Annotated in this window: 13 protein-coding genes and 1 riboswitch; of the genes, 5 read left to right on the top strand and 8 right to left on the bottom strand. The window is 76.3% G+C overall.

Going from position 1 to position 17,322, the window contains the following annotated elements:
• Positions 1-224: 224 nt before the first annotated feature.
• The 3 genes from ACI769_RS00385 to ACI769_RS00375 all read right to left on the bottom strand — a co-directional run bounded on the left by ACI769_RS00385 (position 225) and on the right by ACI769_RS00375 (position 6,406).
• Positions 225-3,881, bottom strand: coding sequence for an ATP-binding cassette domain-containing protein (locus ACI769_RS00385; RefSeq protein WP_409141041.1), 3,657 nt, complete (start codon positions 3,879-3,881; stop codon positions 225-227).
• A gap of 173 nt (positions 3,882-4,054) precedes the next feature.
• Positions 4,055-5,041, bottom strand: coding sequence for a malate dehydrogenase (locus ACI769_RS00380; protein ID WP_085388358.1), 987 nt, complete (start codon positions 5,039-5,041; stop codon positions 4,055-4,057).
• A gap of 147 nt (positions 5,042-5,188) precedes the next feature.
• Positions 5,189-6,406 (bottom strand): NADP-dependent isocitrate dehydrogenase, encoded by a 1,218-nt coding sequence (locus tag ACI769_RS00375; RefSeq protein WP_021482263.1) that lies wholly within the window; start codon positions 6,404-6,406, stop codon positions 5,189-5,191.
• Between the two features lie 373 nt (positions 6,407-6,779).
• Between ACI769_RS00375 and ACI769_RS00370 the strand changes: the two genes are divergently transcribed.
• Positions 6,780-7,838 carry an MIP/aquaporin family protein gene (locus ACI769_RS00370; protein ID WP_396050784.1) on the top strand — a complete coding sequence of 353 codons (1,059 nt, stop codon included), beginning with the start codon at positions 6,780-6,782 and terminating at the stop codon, positions 7,836-7,838.
• Positions 7,839-7,977: 139 nt separating this feature from the next.
• Here ACI769_RS00370 and ACI769_RS00365 read toward each other — a convergent pair whose 3' ends face one another.
• On the bottom strand, positions 7,978-8,409 hold the full coding sequence (locus tag ACI769_RS00365; RefSeq protein ID WP_061266885.1) for a DUF3017 domain-containing protein: 432 nt from the start codon (positions 8,407-8,409) through the stop codon (positions 7,978-7,980).
• A gap of 54 nt (positions 8,410-8,463) precedes the next feature.
• Between ACI769_RS00365 and ACI769_RS00360 the strand changes: the two genes are divergently transcribed.
• Entirely contained in the window at positions 8,464-9,867 is a 1,404-nt protein-coding gene (locus tag ACI769_RS00360) for an FAD-dependent oxidoreductase (RefSeq protein ID WP_144722385.1), read from the top strand.
• Between the two features lie 77 nt (positions 9,868-9,944).
• Here the strand turns inward: ACI769_RS00360 and purH are convergent, their stop codons facing one another.
• Together purH and ACI769_RS00350 are read right to left on the bottom strand one after the other, a co-directional pair.
• Positions 9,945-11,639, bottom strand: a complete 1,695-nt coding sequence (gene purH / locus ACI769_RS00355; RefSeq protein WP_085388362.1) for a bifunctional phosphoribosylaminoimidazolecarboxamide formyltransferase/IMP cyclohydrolase — start codon at positions 11,637-11,639, stop codon at positions 9,945-9,947.
• A 60-nt stretch (positions 11,640-11,699) separates the two neighbouring features.
• Positions 11,700-11,788, bottom strand: a riboswitch (ZMP/ZTP riboswitch).
• Positions 11,789-11,792: 4 nt separating this feature from the next.
• Positions 11,793-13,187, bottom strand: coding sequence for an MFS transporter (locus tag ACI769_RS00350; protein ID WP_409141040.1), 1,395 nt, complete (start codon positions 13,185-13,187; stop codon positions 11,793-11,795).
• Between the two features lie 104 nt (positions 13,188-13,291).
• Here ACI769_RS00350 and ACI769_RS00345 point away from each other — a divergent pair, with 104 nt between their 5' ends.
• A complete protein-coding gene (locus ACI769_RS00345; protein WP_051028587.1) occupies positions 13,292-13,912 on the top strand; it encodes a helix-turn-helix transcriptional regulator in 621 nt (206 codons plus the stop codon).
• Here ACI769_RS00345 and purN read toward each other — a convergent pair.
• Positions 13,909-14,550 (bottom strand): phosphoribosylglycinamide formyltransferase, encoded by a 642-nt coding sequence (purN, locus tag ACI769_RS00340; RefSeq protein WP_043659503.1) that lies wholly within the window; start codon positions 14,548-14,550, stop codon positions 13,909-13,911. The genes ACI769_RS00345 and purN overlap by 4 nt on opposite strands.
• Before the next feature lie 138 nt (positions 14,551-14,688).
• Here purN and ACI769_RS00335 point away from each other — a divergent pair, with 138 nt between their 5' ends.
• Together ACI769_RS00335 and ACI769_RS00330 are read left to right on the top strand one after the other, a co-directional pair.
• Complete coding sequence (locus tag ACI769_RS00335) at positions 14,689-15,300, top strand: hypothetical protein (protein WP_061266880.1); 612 nt, start codon at positions 14,689-14,691, stop codon at positions 15,298-15,300.
• 52 nt (positions 15,301-15,352) lie between these two features.
• Positions 15,353-15,943, top strand: a complete 591-nt coding sequence (locus tag ACI769_RS00330; RefSeq protein WP_409141039.1) for a hypothetical protein — start codon at positions 15,353-15,355, stop codon at positions 15,941-15,943.
• Positions 15,944-16,008: 65 nt separating this feature from the next.
• Here ACI769_RS00330 and ACI769_RS00325 read toward each other — a convergent pair whose 3' ends face one another.
• Positions 16,009-17,259, bottom strand: a complete 1,251-nt coding sequence (locus ACI769_RS00325; protein WP_409141038.1) for a DUF6350 family protein — start codon at positions 17,257-17,259, stop codon at positions 16,009-16,011.
• Positions 17,260-17,322: the final 63 nt, after the last annotated feature.

Here is a 17,322-nt window from a genome sequence, read left to right as displayed (position 1 = left end):
GCCGGCAAGGACGCGGACGACGGGACCAGCAGCGGGCGACGTCGACCGCGGCTTTCTCAGCGTACGGCTGAGCCGAACTGTACTGGTTGCAGAAAGTTGCAGCAAGGTTCGGCAAAGGGCGGGCGCGCGTCGTGCCGCGCCGCTGCCCGGACACGACGAACCCGGGGTCGCCCCGCTCAGGAAGTCCTGACGGGGGCGGCCCCGGGTCCGGGAGGTCGCGGTGGTCAGCCCGCGAGATGGCCCCAGCGCGGGGCGAGCTCGGACCACGGCCCGACGGCGGCGACCCGGCCCTCGTCGAGCACGACCACGCGGTCGGCCCGGGCGAGCGCGGCGCGCTTGGACGTCGCGCCGACGACCGTGGTCCCCCGCTCGCGCAGCGACTCCCACAGCTCGATCTCCGTCGCCGCGTCGAGCGCGCTGGAGACGTCGTCGGCCAGCAGCAGCTCGGCGTCGGTCGCGAGCGCCCGCGCCAGGGCGAGCCGCTGGACCTGGCCGCCCGAGAGCCGGACGCCGCGGTGCCCGACGAGGGCCTCGTGCCCGCCCGCCTCGACGACGTCCCGCTCGAGCCGCGCGGCCGCGACGGGCCCGTGGACGTCGCGCTCGTGGCCGAGCCGCACGTTGTCCGCGAACGTCCCGGACAGCACGCGCGGCACCTGCGCGACGTGCGCGACCTGGCCCGGCCGCAGGAACGTCTGGGCGTCGACGACGTCCGTGCCGTTCCAGCGGATGCGGCCCGTGTGCTCCATGAGGCCCGCGAGCGCCGAGAGCAGGCTCGACTTACCCGCGCCGACCTGCCCGAGCAGCAGGACGAGCTCGCCGCGGCCGACGGACAGGTCGACGTCCTGGACACCGATCGTGCCGTCGTCGTGCAGCGCGGTCACGCCGTCCAGGTCGATCCGCTCGAGCGGCCGCCGGGGGCCCGGGTCGGGCGTGGGGGCGGCGCCCGTGAGCAGGTCGACGCCGGGCGGCAGGTCCATGAGGTCCGTCCCGGCGGCGAACCGGCTCGTCGCGCGCTGCCACGAGCGGGTGCCGGGCGCCTCGGTCACGACGGCGCCCGCGACGACCCCGAACCAGCCGAAGCCGGTCACGGCGTTGGCGACGAGGAGCGCCGTCGCGAGGTCCCACGTCCCGGTGAGCAGCCCGGCCCACGCCGCGACGACGCCGAGCTGGATCATGACGAGCGGGACGCCGTCGAGCGCGGCCTGCACGCGGTGCTCGAAGACGGCGGCGCGCACGCGCCCGGCGTCCACCTCGCGCAGGTGCGCGTGCACCTGCGGCGTGCGGGCGGCGAGCTTCACCGTCCGCGCGGAGTCGAGCGCCGAGACGAGCGCGCGGCCGAACCGGGCGCGCGCGGCCGACGAGCGGGTCGCCGACCGCCCGGCGATCGGCCGCCCGAGCGCCGACGCCGCCGCGGACACCACCATGACGGCGAGGAGCACCGCGCCGGCGAGCCACGACCGGCTGAGCAGCGCGGTGACGCCCGCGATGACGAGGCCGTTGACGAAGTCGACCCAGCGGTCGGCGTACCGGACGAACCGGTCGGCGTCCATGGCGCGGGCGACGACCTCGCCGGGCGGCGTGGCCGTGAGCCGGTGCTGGCGGGTCTGGCCCGCCATGACCGCCATGCGCACGCGCAGCAGCACCTCGACCCACCAGCGCGGGTAGACGTACAGCGCCCACGCGAGGCACAGGGGCGCGACCACGAGCAGCACGGCGAGCGGCACGAGCTGACGCGCCGGGAAGCCGGAGCCGAGGTCCTGGACCGCCTGTCCCCAGAGGAAGCCGGTGACGGCGCCCTGGGCCGAGACGAGGCTCGTGACGAGGAACAGGACCGCGCCCACGACGCCCCACGCCGGGCGGACGAACAGGGCGTGCGCGACGCCGCGCGCGAGGCTCGGCCCGTCGCCCGGGTCGTCGAGGACCGGCGGCTCGCCGCGACGTCGGCGTCCGCCGACCGCGTCGGAGGCGCGGGCCGCGGGCGTCTCGCCCTCGGCGCCCGCGTCGTCCTGCGCGACCGCGTGGTCCTGCGCGGCCGCGGCCGCAGCGGGCGCGGCGGCGGGCGCCGGGTCGCCGGGCGCGAGGTCGTCGACGTCGTCGCCGCGCGGTCCGCCGTCCTGCGCGACGCTCGCGACGAGCAGGTCGCGGTAGGGACCGGGGGCGTGGGCGAGCGCGGCGCGCTCGCCCTGCTGCACGACCCGGCCGTGGTCGAGGACGGCCAGCAGCCCGGCCCGCTCGATCGTCGTGAGCCGGTGCGCCACGAGCACGCCCGTGCGCCCCGCGAGCAGCCGCTCCGACGCGGCGACGACGCGCGCCTCCGTGAGCGGGTCCATGCGCGCCGTCGCCTCGTCGAGCACGACGACCTGCACGTCGCGGACCAGCAGGCGCGCGAACGCGACGAGCTGCTCCTCCCCCGCCGAGAGCGACGTCCCGCCGGGACCGAGCAGGGTGTCCAGGCCGTCGGGCAGGCCCGCGACCCAGTCGTCGAGCCGCAGCTCGCGCACGGCCGCCTCGACGTCGGACCGCGGGACGTCCGCGAACAGCGCGACGTTCTCCGCGAGCGTGCCCGCGAGGATCTCGGTGCGCTGCGTGACGACGCCCACCGCCGCGCGCAGCGCCTGGAGGTCGAGGTCGCGCACGTCCACGCCGCCGACGAGCACGGCGCCGCGCGGCGGCTCGACCGCGCGCGAGAGCAGCGACGCGAGGGTCGACTTGCCCGAGCCGGTGCGCCCGACGAGCGCGACCGTCTCCCCCGCGGGCACGTGCAGGTCCACCCCGTCGAGCGCGAACGTGCCCTCGGCGTAGGAGAAGTGCAGGTCGCGCACCTCGATCCCGACCGGCCCGGCGGGCAGCGTGCGCCCGCCCGTCGGCTCGGGCTCGACGGCGAGCATCTGCCGGATGCGCGTGAGCGCGCCCAGCCCTTCCTGGATGTCCGGGAGGTGGTGGACCAGGTTGTCGACCTGCCCGACGAAGAGCGCGGTCACGAGGAACAGGGTGACGAGCCGGTCGACGCCCAGGTCGCCGTCCGCGGCGAGCGCGGCGCCCGCCACGGCCACGCCCGCGAGCAGCGAGGCGAGCACGAGACCGGCGCGGCGGAGCATGCGCGCCTCGACGACGAGCACGGCCTCGAACTTGCGGTGCACCTGGGCGGACCGCTCGGCGAGGCGCCGGATCGCGAACGACTGCCCGAGGCTCGTGCGCAGGTCGTCCCGCGCGGCGACGGACTCCTCGAACGCCGCGGCGTGGTCCGTCCACGCCATCTCCTCGATGACCTTGCGGCGCGCGATCTCGCCCAGCATCGGGCGCACGATGAACCACGCGACCGCCCCCAGCACCGGGAAGAGGACCCACGCCGGCCACCAGGTGAGGCCGGCGACGACCCACATGGGCAGCACGCCGACGACGGTGCGGCCCGCGCCCCAGAGCTGACGGCGCACGAGCGTGCCGACGGCGTGCGTGTCGTCGTCGACGCGGTCGAGCACCTCGCCGACCGCCTGCTCCGTGAGCGTGGCGAGCGGCTGGTGCAGCGCCGCGGTGAGGAGGTCGCCGCGCAGGCGGCCCTCGGCGCGGTCGACCACGCCCGCCCACACGACCTGGCCGACGGTGTCGAGCAGCGCCGCGCCGACGACGCACGCGGCGAGGAGCTGGAGCGTCGCCGTCGTCGGGTCCTCGGCGAGCCACCCGGCGATGACGGTGCCCAGCGCGGCGCCGACCGCGCCCACGGCGAGCGCGAGCAGCGCGACGACGGCCTGCGGCCCCCGCAGGCGGCGCCAGTCCAGGCGCCGGGCCGGGTCGGGCGAGCGCGGGGCGGCGGCCGACGGCGCGGCGTGCGGGTCGGACGGGGGGTTCGTGGGCTGCTCGGTCGGCAGGGAGGCGTCGATCATGGCCCCACGACCCTACGGCGACCCACCCCCGCCGACGCAGGGATTTTCGCTGCCCGCAGCCCTGCCCGGCCCGGTCGGCGCGGGGCCGAGCCGGGCCGGCTCGCGTCGGCCCTGCCCGGCCCCGGACGCAGCGCGGCCCGGGTCCCGAAGGACCCGGGCCGCGCAGGTACGGCTCAGACCAGGCCGAGCTCCTCGACGGCCTGGCGCTCCTCCTGGAGCTCCGCGACCGACGCGTCGACGCGCCCGCGCGAGAAGTCCGACAGCTCCAGGCCCTGGACGATCTCCCACGACCCGCCGCGCGAGACCACCGGGAACGACGAGATGAGGCCGGTCGGGACGCCGTAGGACCCGTCCGACACGACGCCCGCGCTCGTCCAGTCGCCCTCGGGCGTGCCGAGGACCCAGTCGTGCACGTGGTCGATCGCCGCGTTCGCCGCCGACGCCGCCGACGACGCGCCGCGCGCGTCGATGATCGCCGCGCCGCGCTTCGCGACCGTCGGGATGAACGTGCTCTCCAGCCACTCGCGGTCCTCGGCGAGCCGCGCGCCCGGCGTGCCCGCGACGTCCGCGTGGAAGAGGTCGGGGTACTGCGTGGCCGAGTGGTTGCCCCAGATGGTCATCTTGCGCACCTCGGACACCGGGACGCCCGCACGCTTCGCGACCTGCGTGAGCGCGCGGTTGTGGTCCAGGCGCGTCATCGCGGTGAACCGGTCCTTCGGGACGTCGGGCGCGTTCGACGCCGCGATGAGCGCGTTCGTGTTCGCGGGGTTGCCGACGACGAGGACGCGGACGTCGTCCGCCGCGCCCGCGTTGATCGCCTGGCCCTGCGGCTTGAAGATGCCGCCGTTCGCCTCGAGCAGGTCGCCGCGCTCCATGCCCGGGCCGCGCGGGCGGGCGCCCACGAGGAGCGCGACGTTCGTGCCCTCGAACGCGGGCGTCGGGTCGTCGAAGATGTCGATGCCGGCGAGCAGCGGGAACGCGCAGTCGTCCAGCTCCATGGCCGTGCCCTCGGCGGCCTTCACGCCCTGCGGGATCTCGAGGAGGCGCAGGCGCACGGGGGTGTCGGGGCCGAGCATCTGGCCCGACGCGATGCGGAACAGCAGCGCGTAACCGATCTGACCGGCCGCGCCGGTCACCGTCACGTTCACGGGGGAAGTCATGCGCTCACTCTCCCACAACGCGACCCGCCCGGACGCGCGGGGCGGCGCGCCCGCCGGTGCCCCTCTCGCTCCCACAGGCCCCGGCACGACGACGGCGGCGCCCCCTGCGCAGGGGACGCCGCCGTCGGGCGTGCGGTGCGGGCCGGGTCAGCCCAGGCGCGCCTTGAGGTTCTCGTCCAGCGCGGCGAGGAACTCCTCCGTGGTCAGCCACTCCTGGTCCGGGCCGATGAGGAGCGCGAGGTCCTTCGTCATCTTGCCGGACTCGACCGTCTTGATGACGACGTCCTCGAGCGTCTGCGCGAACTCGGTGACCTCGGGCGTGCCGTCGAGCTTGCCGCGGTGCATGAGGCCGCGCGTCCAGGCGAAGATCGACGCGATCGGGTTCGTCGACGTCGGCTTGCCCTGCTGGTGCTGGCGGTAGTGGCGCGTCACCGTGCCGTGCGCGGCCTCGGCCTCGACGGTCTGGCCGTCCGGGGTCATGAGGACCGACGTCATGAGGCCGAGCGAGCCGAAGCCCTGCGCGACGGTGTCGGACTGGACGTCGCCGTCGTAGTTCTTGCAGGCCCAGACGTAGCCGCCCTCCCACTTCATGGCCGAGGCGACCATGTCGTCGATGAGGCGGTGCTCGTAGGTGAGGCCCTTGGCGGCGAACGCCTCGGCGAACTCGGCGTCGAACACCTCCTGGAAGATGTCCTTGAAGGCGCCGTCGTAGGCCTTGAGGATCGTGTTCTTCGTCGAGAGGTACACGGGGTACTCGCGCTGGAGGCCGTACGCGAACGAGGCGCGCGCGAAGTCGCGGATCGACTCGTTGAAGTTGTACATGCCCATCGCGACGCCGCCCTCCTCGGGCATGGTCACGACCTCGAACTTCTGCGCCTCGGAGCCGTCGGCCGGCTCGAACGTCATCGTGATCTTGCCCGGGCCGGGGACCTTGAAGTTCGTCGACTTGTACTGGTCGCCGTGGGCGTGACGGCCGATGATGATCGGCTTGTTCCAGCCCGGCACGAGGCGCGGGATGTTGGAGATGATGATCGGCTCGCGGAAGACGACGCCACCGAGGATGTTGCGGATCGTGCCGTTCGGCGAGACCCACATCTTCTTCAGGCCGAACTCCTCGACGCGCGCCTCGTCGGGCGTGATCGTCGCGCACTTGACGCCGACGTTGTACTGCTTGATCGCGTGCGCGGCGTCGATCGTGACCTGGTCGTCGGTCGCGTCGCGGTTCTGGATCGACAGGTCGTAGTACTTGAGGTCCACGTCGAGGTACGGGTGGATGAGGCGGTCCTTGATGAACTGCCAGATGATGCGCGTCATCTCGTCGCCGTCGAGCTCGACGACCGGGTTGACGACCTTGATCTTGCCCATGCGCAGATCGCTCCAACTGTCGGGGACTGGAGCCCCCGGGTGTCGGACGGCGACCGTGCGGCCCGTGGGCCCGGTCCGTCGCACACGAGGGCGTTGCTGACCGCGGTCCAGGGTACTCGACTTCTCGACGTCAAGATACTTTGGCGACGCCCGGGGGACCGTTCGGATCGTGAGACCCGGTGTCCGTTCTCAGGTGCGGCACCGCAGATTTCCACGCATCTCCCGGGTGGTGGTGGCAAGATGCCCCCAGATGCCGGAATGGCCGGGCACTCGGTCAGGCATCGTGCCGTCGTCCCGACGGCCCGCCGGTGCCGCACCGTGGCACACCGGGCCGGGACTGCCCGAAGTTCCCACCGAACCAGACAGGATCATCATGTCCCAGGACACCACCGCTCCCGGCGCACCGGAGGGCTACGTCGACGACGCGCGCCCCGCGCAGACCGAGGCCGTCGCTGTCGTCCAGCCCAGCCTCCTCGCGCGCCTCGGCGCCGAGGTCTTCGGCACGTTCTTCCTCGTCCTCGCGATCATCGGTGTGGCGCTGTACACCTTCGTCAGCCAGCAGAACGCCCTCGCGGTCGCTCTCGCGGGCGGCCTCGCGCTGCTCGCCGGCGCCGCCGCCGTCGGCAACGTCTCCGGCGGCCACTTCAACCCGGCGGTCACGCTCGGCGCCGCCATCGGCGGTCGCACCGCGTGGCGCGACGTGCTGCCCTACTGGGTCGCGCAGCTCGTCGGCGCGCTCCTCGCGGGCCTCGTCCTGCTCGCCACCGTCCCGAACTCGCTGCCCGCGCTCGTCGGGCAGGAGGACCGCGGCGGCCTGTTCGTCTCGACCGCGAACGGCTACGGCGACTTCTCGTCCCTCTCCACGGCGTCGCAGGGCGGCACCGAGTTCGGGCTGCTCGCCGCGCTGCTCATCGAGACCATCGCGACCGCGGTGTTCGTCGGCGTGATCCTCGGCGTGACCGACAAGCGCGCGACCGTGCAGTACGCGCCGGTCGTCATCGGCCTCACCCTCACCGCCCTGATCCTCGTCGCGGTGCCCGTCACGAACGCGTCGCTCAACCCGGCCCGCTCCATGGCGTCGGCCGTCTTCGCGGGCGACGGGGACCTGTGGAAGCAGCAGTGGGTCTTCTGGGTCGCGCCGCTCCTCGGCGCCGCGATCGCGGGCCTCTTCTACCGGGCGTTCGCGTTCGCCCCGAAGCAGGACGACCTGCTCGGTGAGGACCACGTCGTCACGCTGACCGAGGCCGAGGTCGCCGGTGGCGCCGCCGCTGGTGCGGGCGCGGCCGTCGTCGGCGCCGGTACGGGCACCGTCGTCGAGGAGGCCGTCGTCGTCACGGACGAGAACGGTGACGTGGTCGCGGTCGAGGAGGTCGTCGAGACGGACGACCCCGACGCCCAGGCCCCCGGTGAGGGCACGGCCCCGCGGGTCTGACCCTGCTCGCACGCCCGACGGGCCCGGACCGCGCACGCGGTCCGGGCCCGTCGTCGTGCGGGTCTCGTCGTGCGGGTCTCCCGGCGTGCGGGGCGCTCGTCGCGCGGGTCGCACGTCGGCCGCGCTCCGCGCGGGGACGTCAGAGCTCGCCCTGGTCCAGGCTCAGCGCGAGGAACGCCATGACCGCGGCGGGGGCGAGGAAGAAGAAGACGTCGAGCCCGCGCGACCGGACGGTGATGCCGACCGGACCGGGGCCCGGGATCGCCGCGCGGCACACGCCCGCGACGGCGAGCAGCCCGGAGAGCGCGAAGCAGCCCGCCCGCGCACCGGCGAGGACGGCCACGACCGTGGCGACGGCGACACCCGCGAGGACCAGCCACATCGCGGGCTGGCGGGACGGCGCGAGGCTCGCGGGCGGCTCGGGCACCGGGGGCGGGGTCGCGTCGTCGGGCACCGGAGCACCCTCGGGAGCCGTCCCGTCGCCGGTCTCGTCGTCCACGTGGTGCCACACCGGCACGAGCGTCGCGCGTGGCCGGTGCCGCGTCCCCCCGTCCGCGGTGACGTCGCTCACGCTGCTGCACCTTCCACGCCCGGAAGCCTACCGTCGTGCCCTAGCGTGACGTGCATGCCGTCCGTCGTGCCGCCGGTCCCGTCCGCTCCCCCCGCCACCTCGACCGACCCCGCGACCGGCCCTGCGGCCGACCCCGCGACCGGCCCGGCGCCCACGCGCCACGACGGCGGGCCGCCGTCGTCCGTGGTCGTCGTCGGCGCCGGGCTCGCGGGCGCCCAGACCCTCGCCGCGCTCCGCCGCCGCGGCTACACCGGGCGCGTCACGCTGCTCGGCGCGGAGGGCCTGCCGCCGTACGACCGCCCGCCCCTGTCGAAGGAGCTCCTCAGCCGGCCCTCCCCCGCGTGGCTCGCCGACGACCTCGGGGTGGACGTCGCCGCGCTCGCCGACGACGTCCGCCTCGCCGACCCGGCCGTGCGCCTCGAGCGGACCGGGGCCGCCGACCCTCCGGGCTGGTCCGTCGAGACGAGGTCGGGCGACCGCCTCGTCGCCGACGCCGTCGTGCTCGCGGTCGGCTCCGTGCCCGTGCGGCCGCGCGGCTGGGAGCACGCGCGCGTGCTCCACACCGCGGCCGACGCCGACGCCCTGCGCGCGGCGCTCCGGCCGGGCCTGCGTCTCGTCCTCGTCGGGGCCGGGTGGATCGGCGCGGAGCTCGCCGGGGTCGCGGCGGGCGCCGGTGCGCACGTCACCGTCGTCGAGGCCGCGGGCGCGCCGCTGCACCGCCAGCTCGGCCCGGACGTCGGGGCGCACCTCGCGCCCTGGTACGCGGCCGCGGGTGCCGAGCTCGTCACCGGCGCCACCGTCGCGGAGGTCCGGCCCGACGGCGTCCGGCTCGCCGACGGCCGCGAGCTGCCGGCAGACGTCGTGCTCGCCGCCGTGGGCGCCCGGCCCGCCACCGACTGGCTCGACGGCGTCGTGCCCCGCGACGCGCGCGGCGGCGTCCCCGTGGACGTGGACGGCGCCGTGCCGGGGCTGCCCGGCCTCTGGGCGGTCGGCGACTGCGCGAACCGCGACCACCCCGTGCTCGGTCCCGTCCCGGGCGGGCACTGGTCGGCGGCGCTCCACGACCCGGACGCGACCGTCGCGGCGCTGCTCGGCGACGACGGCGAGCGGGCCGCGCACGCGCCGTACGTGTTCTCCCAGCAGCTCGGGCACGACCTCGCGCTGTTCGGGGTGCCCGCCGAGGGCGACGAGGTCGTGCTGCGCGGCGACCCCGCGGGCGGCGCCACCGGCCACGAGGGCTGGGCCGCGTTCTACCTCGCGCCCGCGGCGCGCTCCGGACCCGGCAGTCCCGCCGCCGACCCGGCCGCCCGGGTCACCGACGTCCGGGCCGTGCTCCTGGTCGACTCGCCGCGCGACGTCGGCCCCGTGCGCAAGGCGATGAACCGGACGGGCCGCCTGCGCGTCGACCTCGACGTCGCGCTCGACCCGGCCGGGCGCCTGCGCGACGCCCTCGCCTGACGCCCGCGCCCGACCCCCGCGACCCCGAGCTCGACGGCCCGCCGGTCCGCGGACCGGCGGGCCGTCGAGCAGCCGGGTCAGTGCGCGAAGTGACGCGTCCCCGTGAAGTACATCGTCACGCCCGCGGCGCGGGCGGCCTCGATCACCTCGGCGTCGCGGATCGACCCGCCCGGCGCGACGACGGCGCGCACGCCCGCGTCGAGCAGGATCTGCAGGCCGTCCGCGAACGGGAAGAACGCGTCGGACGCCGCGACGGCGCCGCGGGCCCGCTCCTCGCCGTCCGCGAGCGTGTTGGCACGCTCGACCGCGAGGCGGCACGAGTCGACGCGGTTGACCTGCCCCATCCCGACCCCGACGGCGGCCCCGTCGCGCGCGAGGAGGATCGCGTTCGACTTCGCCGCGCGGATCGCGCGCCACGCGAACGCGAGGTCGGCGAGCGTCGCGTCGTCGGCGGCCTCGCCCGTGACGAGCGTCCAGTGCTCGGGCGCGTCACCGCCGGTGACGTTCCCCTCGGCGTCGGTCACGACGGCGTCGACCCGGTCCGTGCTCTGCACGAGCAGCCCGCCGCTGACCGGGCGGGTCTCGACGGTCGTCGTCGGCGGGGCGTCGACGACGAGGAGACGCAGGTTCTTCTTCGCCCGGAGCACCTCGAGCGCGTCCGGCTCGAACCCGGGCGCGACGACCACCTCGGTGAAGACGGGCGCGATCTGCTCGGCGGCCGCCTTCGTCACGACGCGGTTCGCGGCGATGACGCCGCCGTAGGCCGACACGGGGTCGGTCGCGTGGGCGCGCGCGTGCGCCTCGGCGACGTCCGTCCCGACCGCGATGCCGCACGGGTTCGCGTGCTTGATGATCGCGACGGCCGGCTCGGCGTGGTCGTGCGCGGCACGCCACGCGGCGTCGGCGTCGACGTAGTTGTTGTAGCTCATCGCCTTGCCGTGGAGCTGCGTCGCCTGGGCGAGCCCCGTCGCGCCGTGGCCGACCGTGTAGAGGGCGGCGCGCTGGTGCGGGTTCTCCCCGTACCGCAGCACGTCGGCGCGGTCCCACGTGGCGCCGATCCACGCCGGGAAGCCCGTGCTCACCGTCTCGCCCTCGGCGCCGCCCTCGACCGGGACCGCGTCCGTCGGCGCGACGACGTTGCCCATCCAGGACGCGACGGCGACGTCGTACGTCGCGGTGTGCACGAACGCCGCGGCGGCGAGCGCCTTGCGCTGCGCGTAGGTGAAGCCGCCCGCCTGCACGGCCGCGACGACGTCGTCGTACCGGGCCGGGTCCACGACGACCGCGACGCTCGGGTGGTTCTTCGCCGCCGCGCGGACCATCGACGGGCCGCCGATGTCGATCTGCTCGACGACCTCGTCCGGCCCCGCGCCCGACGCCACGGTCGCGGCGAACGGGTAGAGGTTGACGACGACGAGCTCGAACGGCGCGATGCCGAGCTCGTCGAGCTGCGCGAGGTGGTCGGCCTTGCGCGAGTCCGCGAGGATGCCGGCGTGCACGCGCGGGTGGAGCGTCTTGACGCGGCCCTCGAGGCACTCGGGGAACCCGGTGAGGTCCTCGACCTTCGTCACCGGGACGCCCGCGGCCGCGACGGTCGACGCCGTCGAGCCGGTGGAGACGAGCTCGACGCCTGCGGCGTGCAGCGCCGTGGCGAGCTCGACGAGGCCCGACTTGTCGTAGACGCTCAGGAGCGCGCGGCGCACGGGGCGCCGCGAGTCGTCGGTGAGCTGGACGTCGGGGGCGGAGGGCACGTGCGGGGCCGGGTGGGACATGACGAGGGGCTCCTCTGGGTCGCGGTCGCCGCGCCGACGGAGCCGACGCGAGTGGCAGAACCCAGGCGCCCAGGCGGTCGACGCTCCAGCAGGTAGATCCGGCCGCTCCCCGGTGGTCGTTCCCACCCTCGCCAGTCGCGGCCGTCGTCCAGTCTAGCGGCCCGACGGCGGCGCCCCCGGCTCGGTCGGGCCGGCACCCGGTACCGCGCCCGGCACGACCCCCGACGCCGCGAGGGCGGCCGCGTCGTCGGCCCAGGTGTCGGGCGTGCCGACCCGCCAGAGCGGGCGGACCGAGCTGAGGACCGCGACCGTGACGACGAGGAGCCCCGCGAGCACCGCGAGCGCGGTCCCGAGCCCGAACCGGTCGAGGAGCCCGCTCCCGACGAGCGGGACGAGCGGGCCCGCCGCGAGGCCGGTGAGCCCGAGCACGGACGCGAGCCGGCCCTGGAGCTGCGGCGGGGTGACGGCCGCGGCGTACCCCGACAGGCCCGCGTTCACGGCCGGGACGAGCAGGAGGGCGAACGGCAGCACCGCCAGGTAGGCCGCGTACGACTCCAGCACGGCCATGACGACGGACCCCGCGGCGAGCACGCCGAGCGCCGCGACGACGAGCGCCCCCGCGCGGACCCGGGCGACGAGCCGGGGCGCGAGCACCGCGCCGACGAGCACGCCCACGCCGACCGCGAGGTCGACCAGGCCGATGAGGAGCGGCGCGGTGCCCGTGCGCACCAGCTCGAGGTTGATGCCGACCATGAGGCTGCCGAACGCGACGTTGATGACGACGAACAGGCCGAGCAGCGCGCAGAACAGCGGCACGGACCACACGAAGCGCAGCCCCTCGCGCAGCGCCGCGACGGGTCGGGTGGCGCGCGCGGCCGCGACGTCGCCGTTGAGCGGCTCGCGCACGAGCCACGTGCACACCGCGGTCGCCGCGTGCCCGATCGCGGCCCCGGCGAGCGGCACGGCGTGCGCGACGGCGTAGAGCGCCCCGCCGAGCGGGCCGGCGAGCAGGCTCGCCACGGCGTCCCGGCCCTGGGCGGCCGCGAGCGCCGTCGGGAGCTGCGGCACCGGGACCACCGAGCGGAACGCGCCGCTCGTCGCCGGGTCCACGAGCGCGCCGACGACGGAGGCCCCGAACAGGACGGCGGCGAGGTGCCACGCGGAGAGCGAGCCGGTGCCGGCGGCCACCGCGACGGTCGTCCAGAGCAGCGCCCCGACGGTCGCCGCGGCCACGACGAGGCGCCGGCGGTCCATGCGGTCGGCGACGACGCCCGCGGGCAGCGTCGCCAGGAGCGCCCCGACCTGCCCGACGGCGGCCACCACCCCCGCCTGCACGACGGAGCCGGTGAGCCCGTACGCCACGAGCGGCACCGCGAAGAGCGCCACCCCGGCGCCGAGCGACTCCGCGGTCAACCCGGTCATGAGCAGCAGGTACGAGCGGTTGCGCAGGAGCGACGGCGGCGCGTCCGGCGCGAGGCCGACCGCGGCACCGGGGGCGGACGACGGAGCGGTGCGGGGCCCCGGGGGCGCGGGCGGTGGTTTCGACATGGCTGAGAACTTACGTGCGCAACGACAGTTGCGCAATAGTCATTGCGCACTTTGTGGTGAGCACTCCCCCGTGCGGACCACTCGGGCGTTGCTAGCCTCGGCCTGTGCTCGAGACCTTCCACGTCCAGGACCCCGCGGCGCTGCGCGCGATCGCGCACCCGCTGCGCCAGCGGATCCTCATGGAGCTCGCCGTCCTCGGGCACGCGCGCGCGGCGGACCTCGCCCGGGCCACCGGAGAGCCGGCCAACTCCGTGAGCTTCCACCTCCGCGTCCTCGCCCGGGCGGGCATGATCGTCGAGGCGCCCGAGCACGCCCGGGACCGCCGAGACCGCGTCTGGAAGAACGTCGCGGAGAGCTACGCGGTGGAGCCCGGGACGCCGGACGCGGTGCGCCACGTCGTCCGCCCGGCGCTCGCCTGGGCCGAGGAGACGTTCCGCCGCGGGAGCGCGATGGGCGCGCGCGCGGACCGGATCCTCGCGCTGAGCACGCTCGTGCTCAGCCCCGAGCAGGCGGCGACGATGTCGCGCGAGCTCCAGGAGCTCGTCGAGCGCTGGAACACGCGCGCGCTCGACGAGGGACGCGCGGACCCCGAGGCGCGCCGCGAGACCTACCAGGTCCTCGCGGTGCTCGCCCCGCGCGACCTGCCCCCGGCGGACGACGACGACCCCGCGCCCCCGCCGGGAGAGGACGCCTCCGGCCGACGAACCGAAGCGCCCGCCGACTAGCCCAGCACGACCCGGCGGCCGTCGACGCGCAAGCCCTCGCGCGCGACGCGCCCCACGGTCTCGACGAGCAGCGCCCGCTCGGCCACCTTGATGCGCTCGTGCAGCGACGACTCGTCGTCGCCGTCCTCGACCGGCACCGCGACCTGGGCGACGATCGGGCCGGTGTCGACGCCGTCGTCGACCACGTGGACCGTGCAGCCCGTGACGCGGACGCCGTAGGCGAGCGCGTCGCGCACGCCGTGCGCGCCGGGGAAGGACGGCAGGAGCGCGGGGTGGGTGTTGAGCGTGCGGCCCGCGAAGCGGCCCACGAACGCGGGACCGAGGATGCGCATGAACCCGGCGAGGACCACGAGGTCGGGCCGGAACACGTCGACCGCCTGAGCGACGGCCTCGTTCCACGCGGCCCGGTCCGCGAAGTCGCCGGGGGCCACGACGACGGCGGCGACGCCCGCCTCGCGGGCGAGGTCCAGCCCGCCGGCGTCCGCCTTGTCGGAGACGACGCCCACGACGCGCGCACCGTACGCGACGTCGTCGTGCGCGGCGAGGAGCGCCGCGAGGTTGCTGCCCGCCCCCGACACCAGCACGACGACGCGGGCGGCGGAGGTGGACTCGACGGGGTGGCCGGACGGCGTCTGCACGGTGCTCCTGCGGGGTTTCGAGGGGTCGCGGGTCACGGAGCGCGACCGCGGCGGCGGGCCGGTGGGACACCCGTCGGGGCACGCAGCCTCCGATGGGAGAATGTACCGCGAGCCGCCCGACCGACCGAGGAGCTGCCCGTGGGCAACCCGTACGCACCGCCCCGTCCCGACGCGCCGCAGCAGCCTCGACCCGAGCCCGCGCAGCCGGAGGACGGAGCGCGTCCGGACGCGCCGGCGCCCGCACCGGGCCCCGCCCCCGCGCCGATCCCCCCGGCCCCCGCGCGCCCGGACCAGCAGGCCGGGCCGGGTCACCGGCGCCCCGCGCCGCCCGAGCCCGCGGAGCCCGACCCGGAGCTCGCCCGGCAGGCGACGCGACGCACCCTGCACTTCGGCCTGCTCCTGCTCGCCGTCATCGTCGTGAGCACCATGCCGTTCCCGTGGCAGGCCGTGAGCCTCGCGCTCGCGCTCGGCGCGATCGTCGTGGGCATCCGGGCGCTGCTGGCCGTCTGGCGGGCCCGCGTGCGCGGCGCGCTCGTCCCGGCCCTCGGGATCGGCGTCGGGCTCTCGGCCATGCTCGCGCTCCAGATGGTCTCGACGCTCGTCACGTGGGACGTCGCGCTCGCGCACCAGCAGTGCCTCGACGGCGCGATCACCGTCTCGGCCGAGAAGCGCTGCGACGTCGAGCGCACCCACGCGCTCGAGGAGAAGTTCGCCCGCTGGTTCCCGACCCCCGCCCCCGCGTCCTCCTGACGCGTCGAGGCTCCGTCACGGGTTCGTGACGTCGCGCCCCTAGGGTGAGCGCGTGACCGCGCCGACGACGCCGCCCGAGGCTCCCCCGCCGCTCCCGCCCGTGCCGCGGGAAGGGCTGCGTCGCGCGGGGTCGCGCTGGTGGTGGCTCGCCGTCCCCGTCGCGGCCGCCCTGGTGGCGGGCGTCGTCGCGGTGGTCGTGCCGCTCGCGGCGCACGACGCGCCCGAGCTCGTCGAGGACGACCGGGTCCTGACCGTGGCGGCGGATCCCTGTGCGCGCGTCCAGGAGGCCGGCGTGATGCTCGCCGCAGCGACGTCTCCCGAGGGACGCGCCGCCGCCGCGCTCGACGTCGCCCAGGGTGCCCGTGCGCTCGCCGCCGCCGTCGGCGCGCTGCCCGCGGACGTCCTCGACGCCGACCGGCCGGCACGGTCCTGGGCCGAGGACTGGTCCGCCCTCGCAGACGGGCTCGAGGCCTGGGCGGCGAGCACCGCGGCCGGCGAGGACGCCCCGTTCGAGCTCCCGCTCACCGAGGACGGCTGGTCGGCGGTGACGAGGATGGACCTCGCCGCGTCTCCCGGGTGCGCGGTCCCGGCGTCCGTCGTCGGCCTCGACGCGACCCCGCCGCGCACCCCGCCCGCGGGCTGACCGCCGCGGACGACGACACCCGGCAGGACCCGGCCCCGGCCGACCCGCCGTGTCGCCTCCGCGGGTCAGCCGGCGTCGCGGTGACGCCGGCCCAGGACCTCGAGCCGGGACCACAGGAGGGCGAGCGCGGCGCCGCCGCCGATCTCGGCCGCGGCGAGCGCACCGACGAGGAGCGCGTCCGCGCCCACGACCTCGAGCCGGCCGGGGCCCACCGCTCCCCCGGCGAGCCAGCTCACGAGCCCGACGAGCAGGCCGGACGCGAGCGCGACGCCGGCGAGCGCGAGGACGACGGCGGACCAGGGGACGGCGTCGTCCGGGTGGCTGCCCGTCACGTCGCGCAGGCGCCGCCAGACGAACACGCCCGCGACGACGCCGAGCGCGACGACGGCGGCCGGCACCCACGGCGTGAGGGCGTTGGTCCAGTCGTCGCCGGGCAGCGCGCCGAGGAGCGGGATCGCGGGCAGCGCGCCCGGCTCCGACCCGCCGGGCGCGAACGTGCTCCCCTCGCCCACGGCGAACCCGGGGCCGACGAGCCACGCCCCGGCCCACGCCACGAGGTTGGGCAGCACGGCGAGCTGACCGAGTGCGAGGACGATCCCCCCAACGGTCCCGGGCACGAGCCCGGCGACGATGTCGCCCGACGTCGCGCGGCCCGCGACGAGCCACGCACCGACCACCACCGCGGAGGCCCCGGCGAGCAGGCTCGTGCCGAGCAGACCACCCCGCAGTCCGAGCCGCACCGTCGGCGGCACGACCCGGTCGAGGCGCCGGGCGAGGTCGGCGACGAACGGCGCGTCCGGGCGCGCGAGGATCCCGCCGCCGAGCCCGAGACCCCCGACGACGGCTCCCCCGACGACGGCGACCCCGAGCCCCCAGGGCGGCGTCGAGCCGGCGAGCAGGGCGACGCCGAGCGTCGCGAGCGCGTACGTGACGGTGCCGGCCACCCAGGCGGAGACCGCGGTGTGCGCCGAGCGGCGTGCCGACGCGAAGCAGCAGAAGAGCGCGAGGGCGGTGAGACCGAGCGGGACGAGCGTGACCGTCGTGCCGCTCGCGACGAGCGGGACGCCGTGGCCGAGGAGCCAGAAGCCCGCCGCGACGGTGACCGACTGCCCCCAGCCCGTCCCCTCGGACGCCCCGGTCGAGGACGCCAGGAAGGCGACGACGCCAGGGAGCACGACGACGGCGAGCGACAGGGTGAGCGCCTGGAGCGCGGCGAGCACTCCGGACGGTGCACGACGCACCCCGACGGGTGCGGGTGCCGGGCTACCTTCCACGGTGCGCGTGCGCGCACCGCGAGTCGTGCTGGTGGTGCTCATGGTGCCCATCGTCGTCGATCGAGAGGTCGGTTCGGGGCATTCGCCCCGGCGCGCCAGACTACC

The organism is Cellulosimicrobium sp. RS, assembly GCF_046159675.1.
GTDB lineage: Bacteria > Actinomycetota > Actinomycetes > Actinomycetales > Cellulomonadaceae > Cellulosimicrobium > Cellulosimicrobium funkei.
Note: the sequence above shows the minus strand (reverse complement) of the source record. Positions and strands in the feature narration are given on the sequence as shown.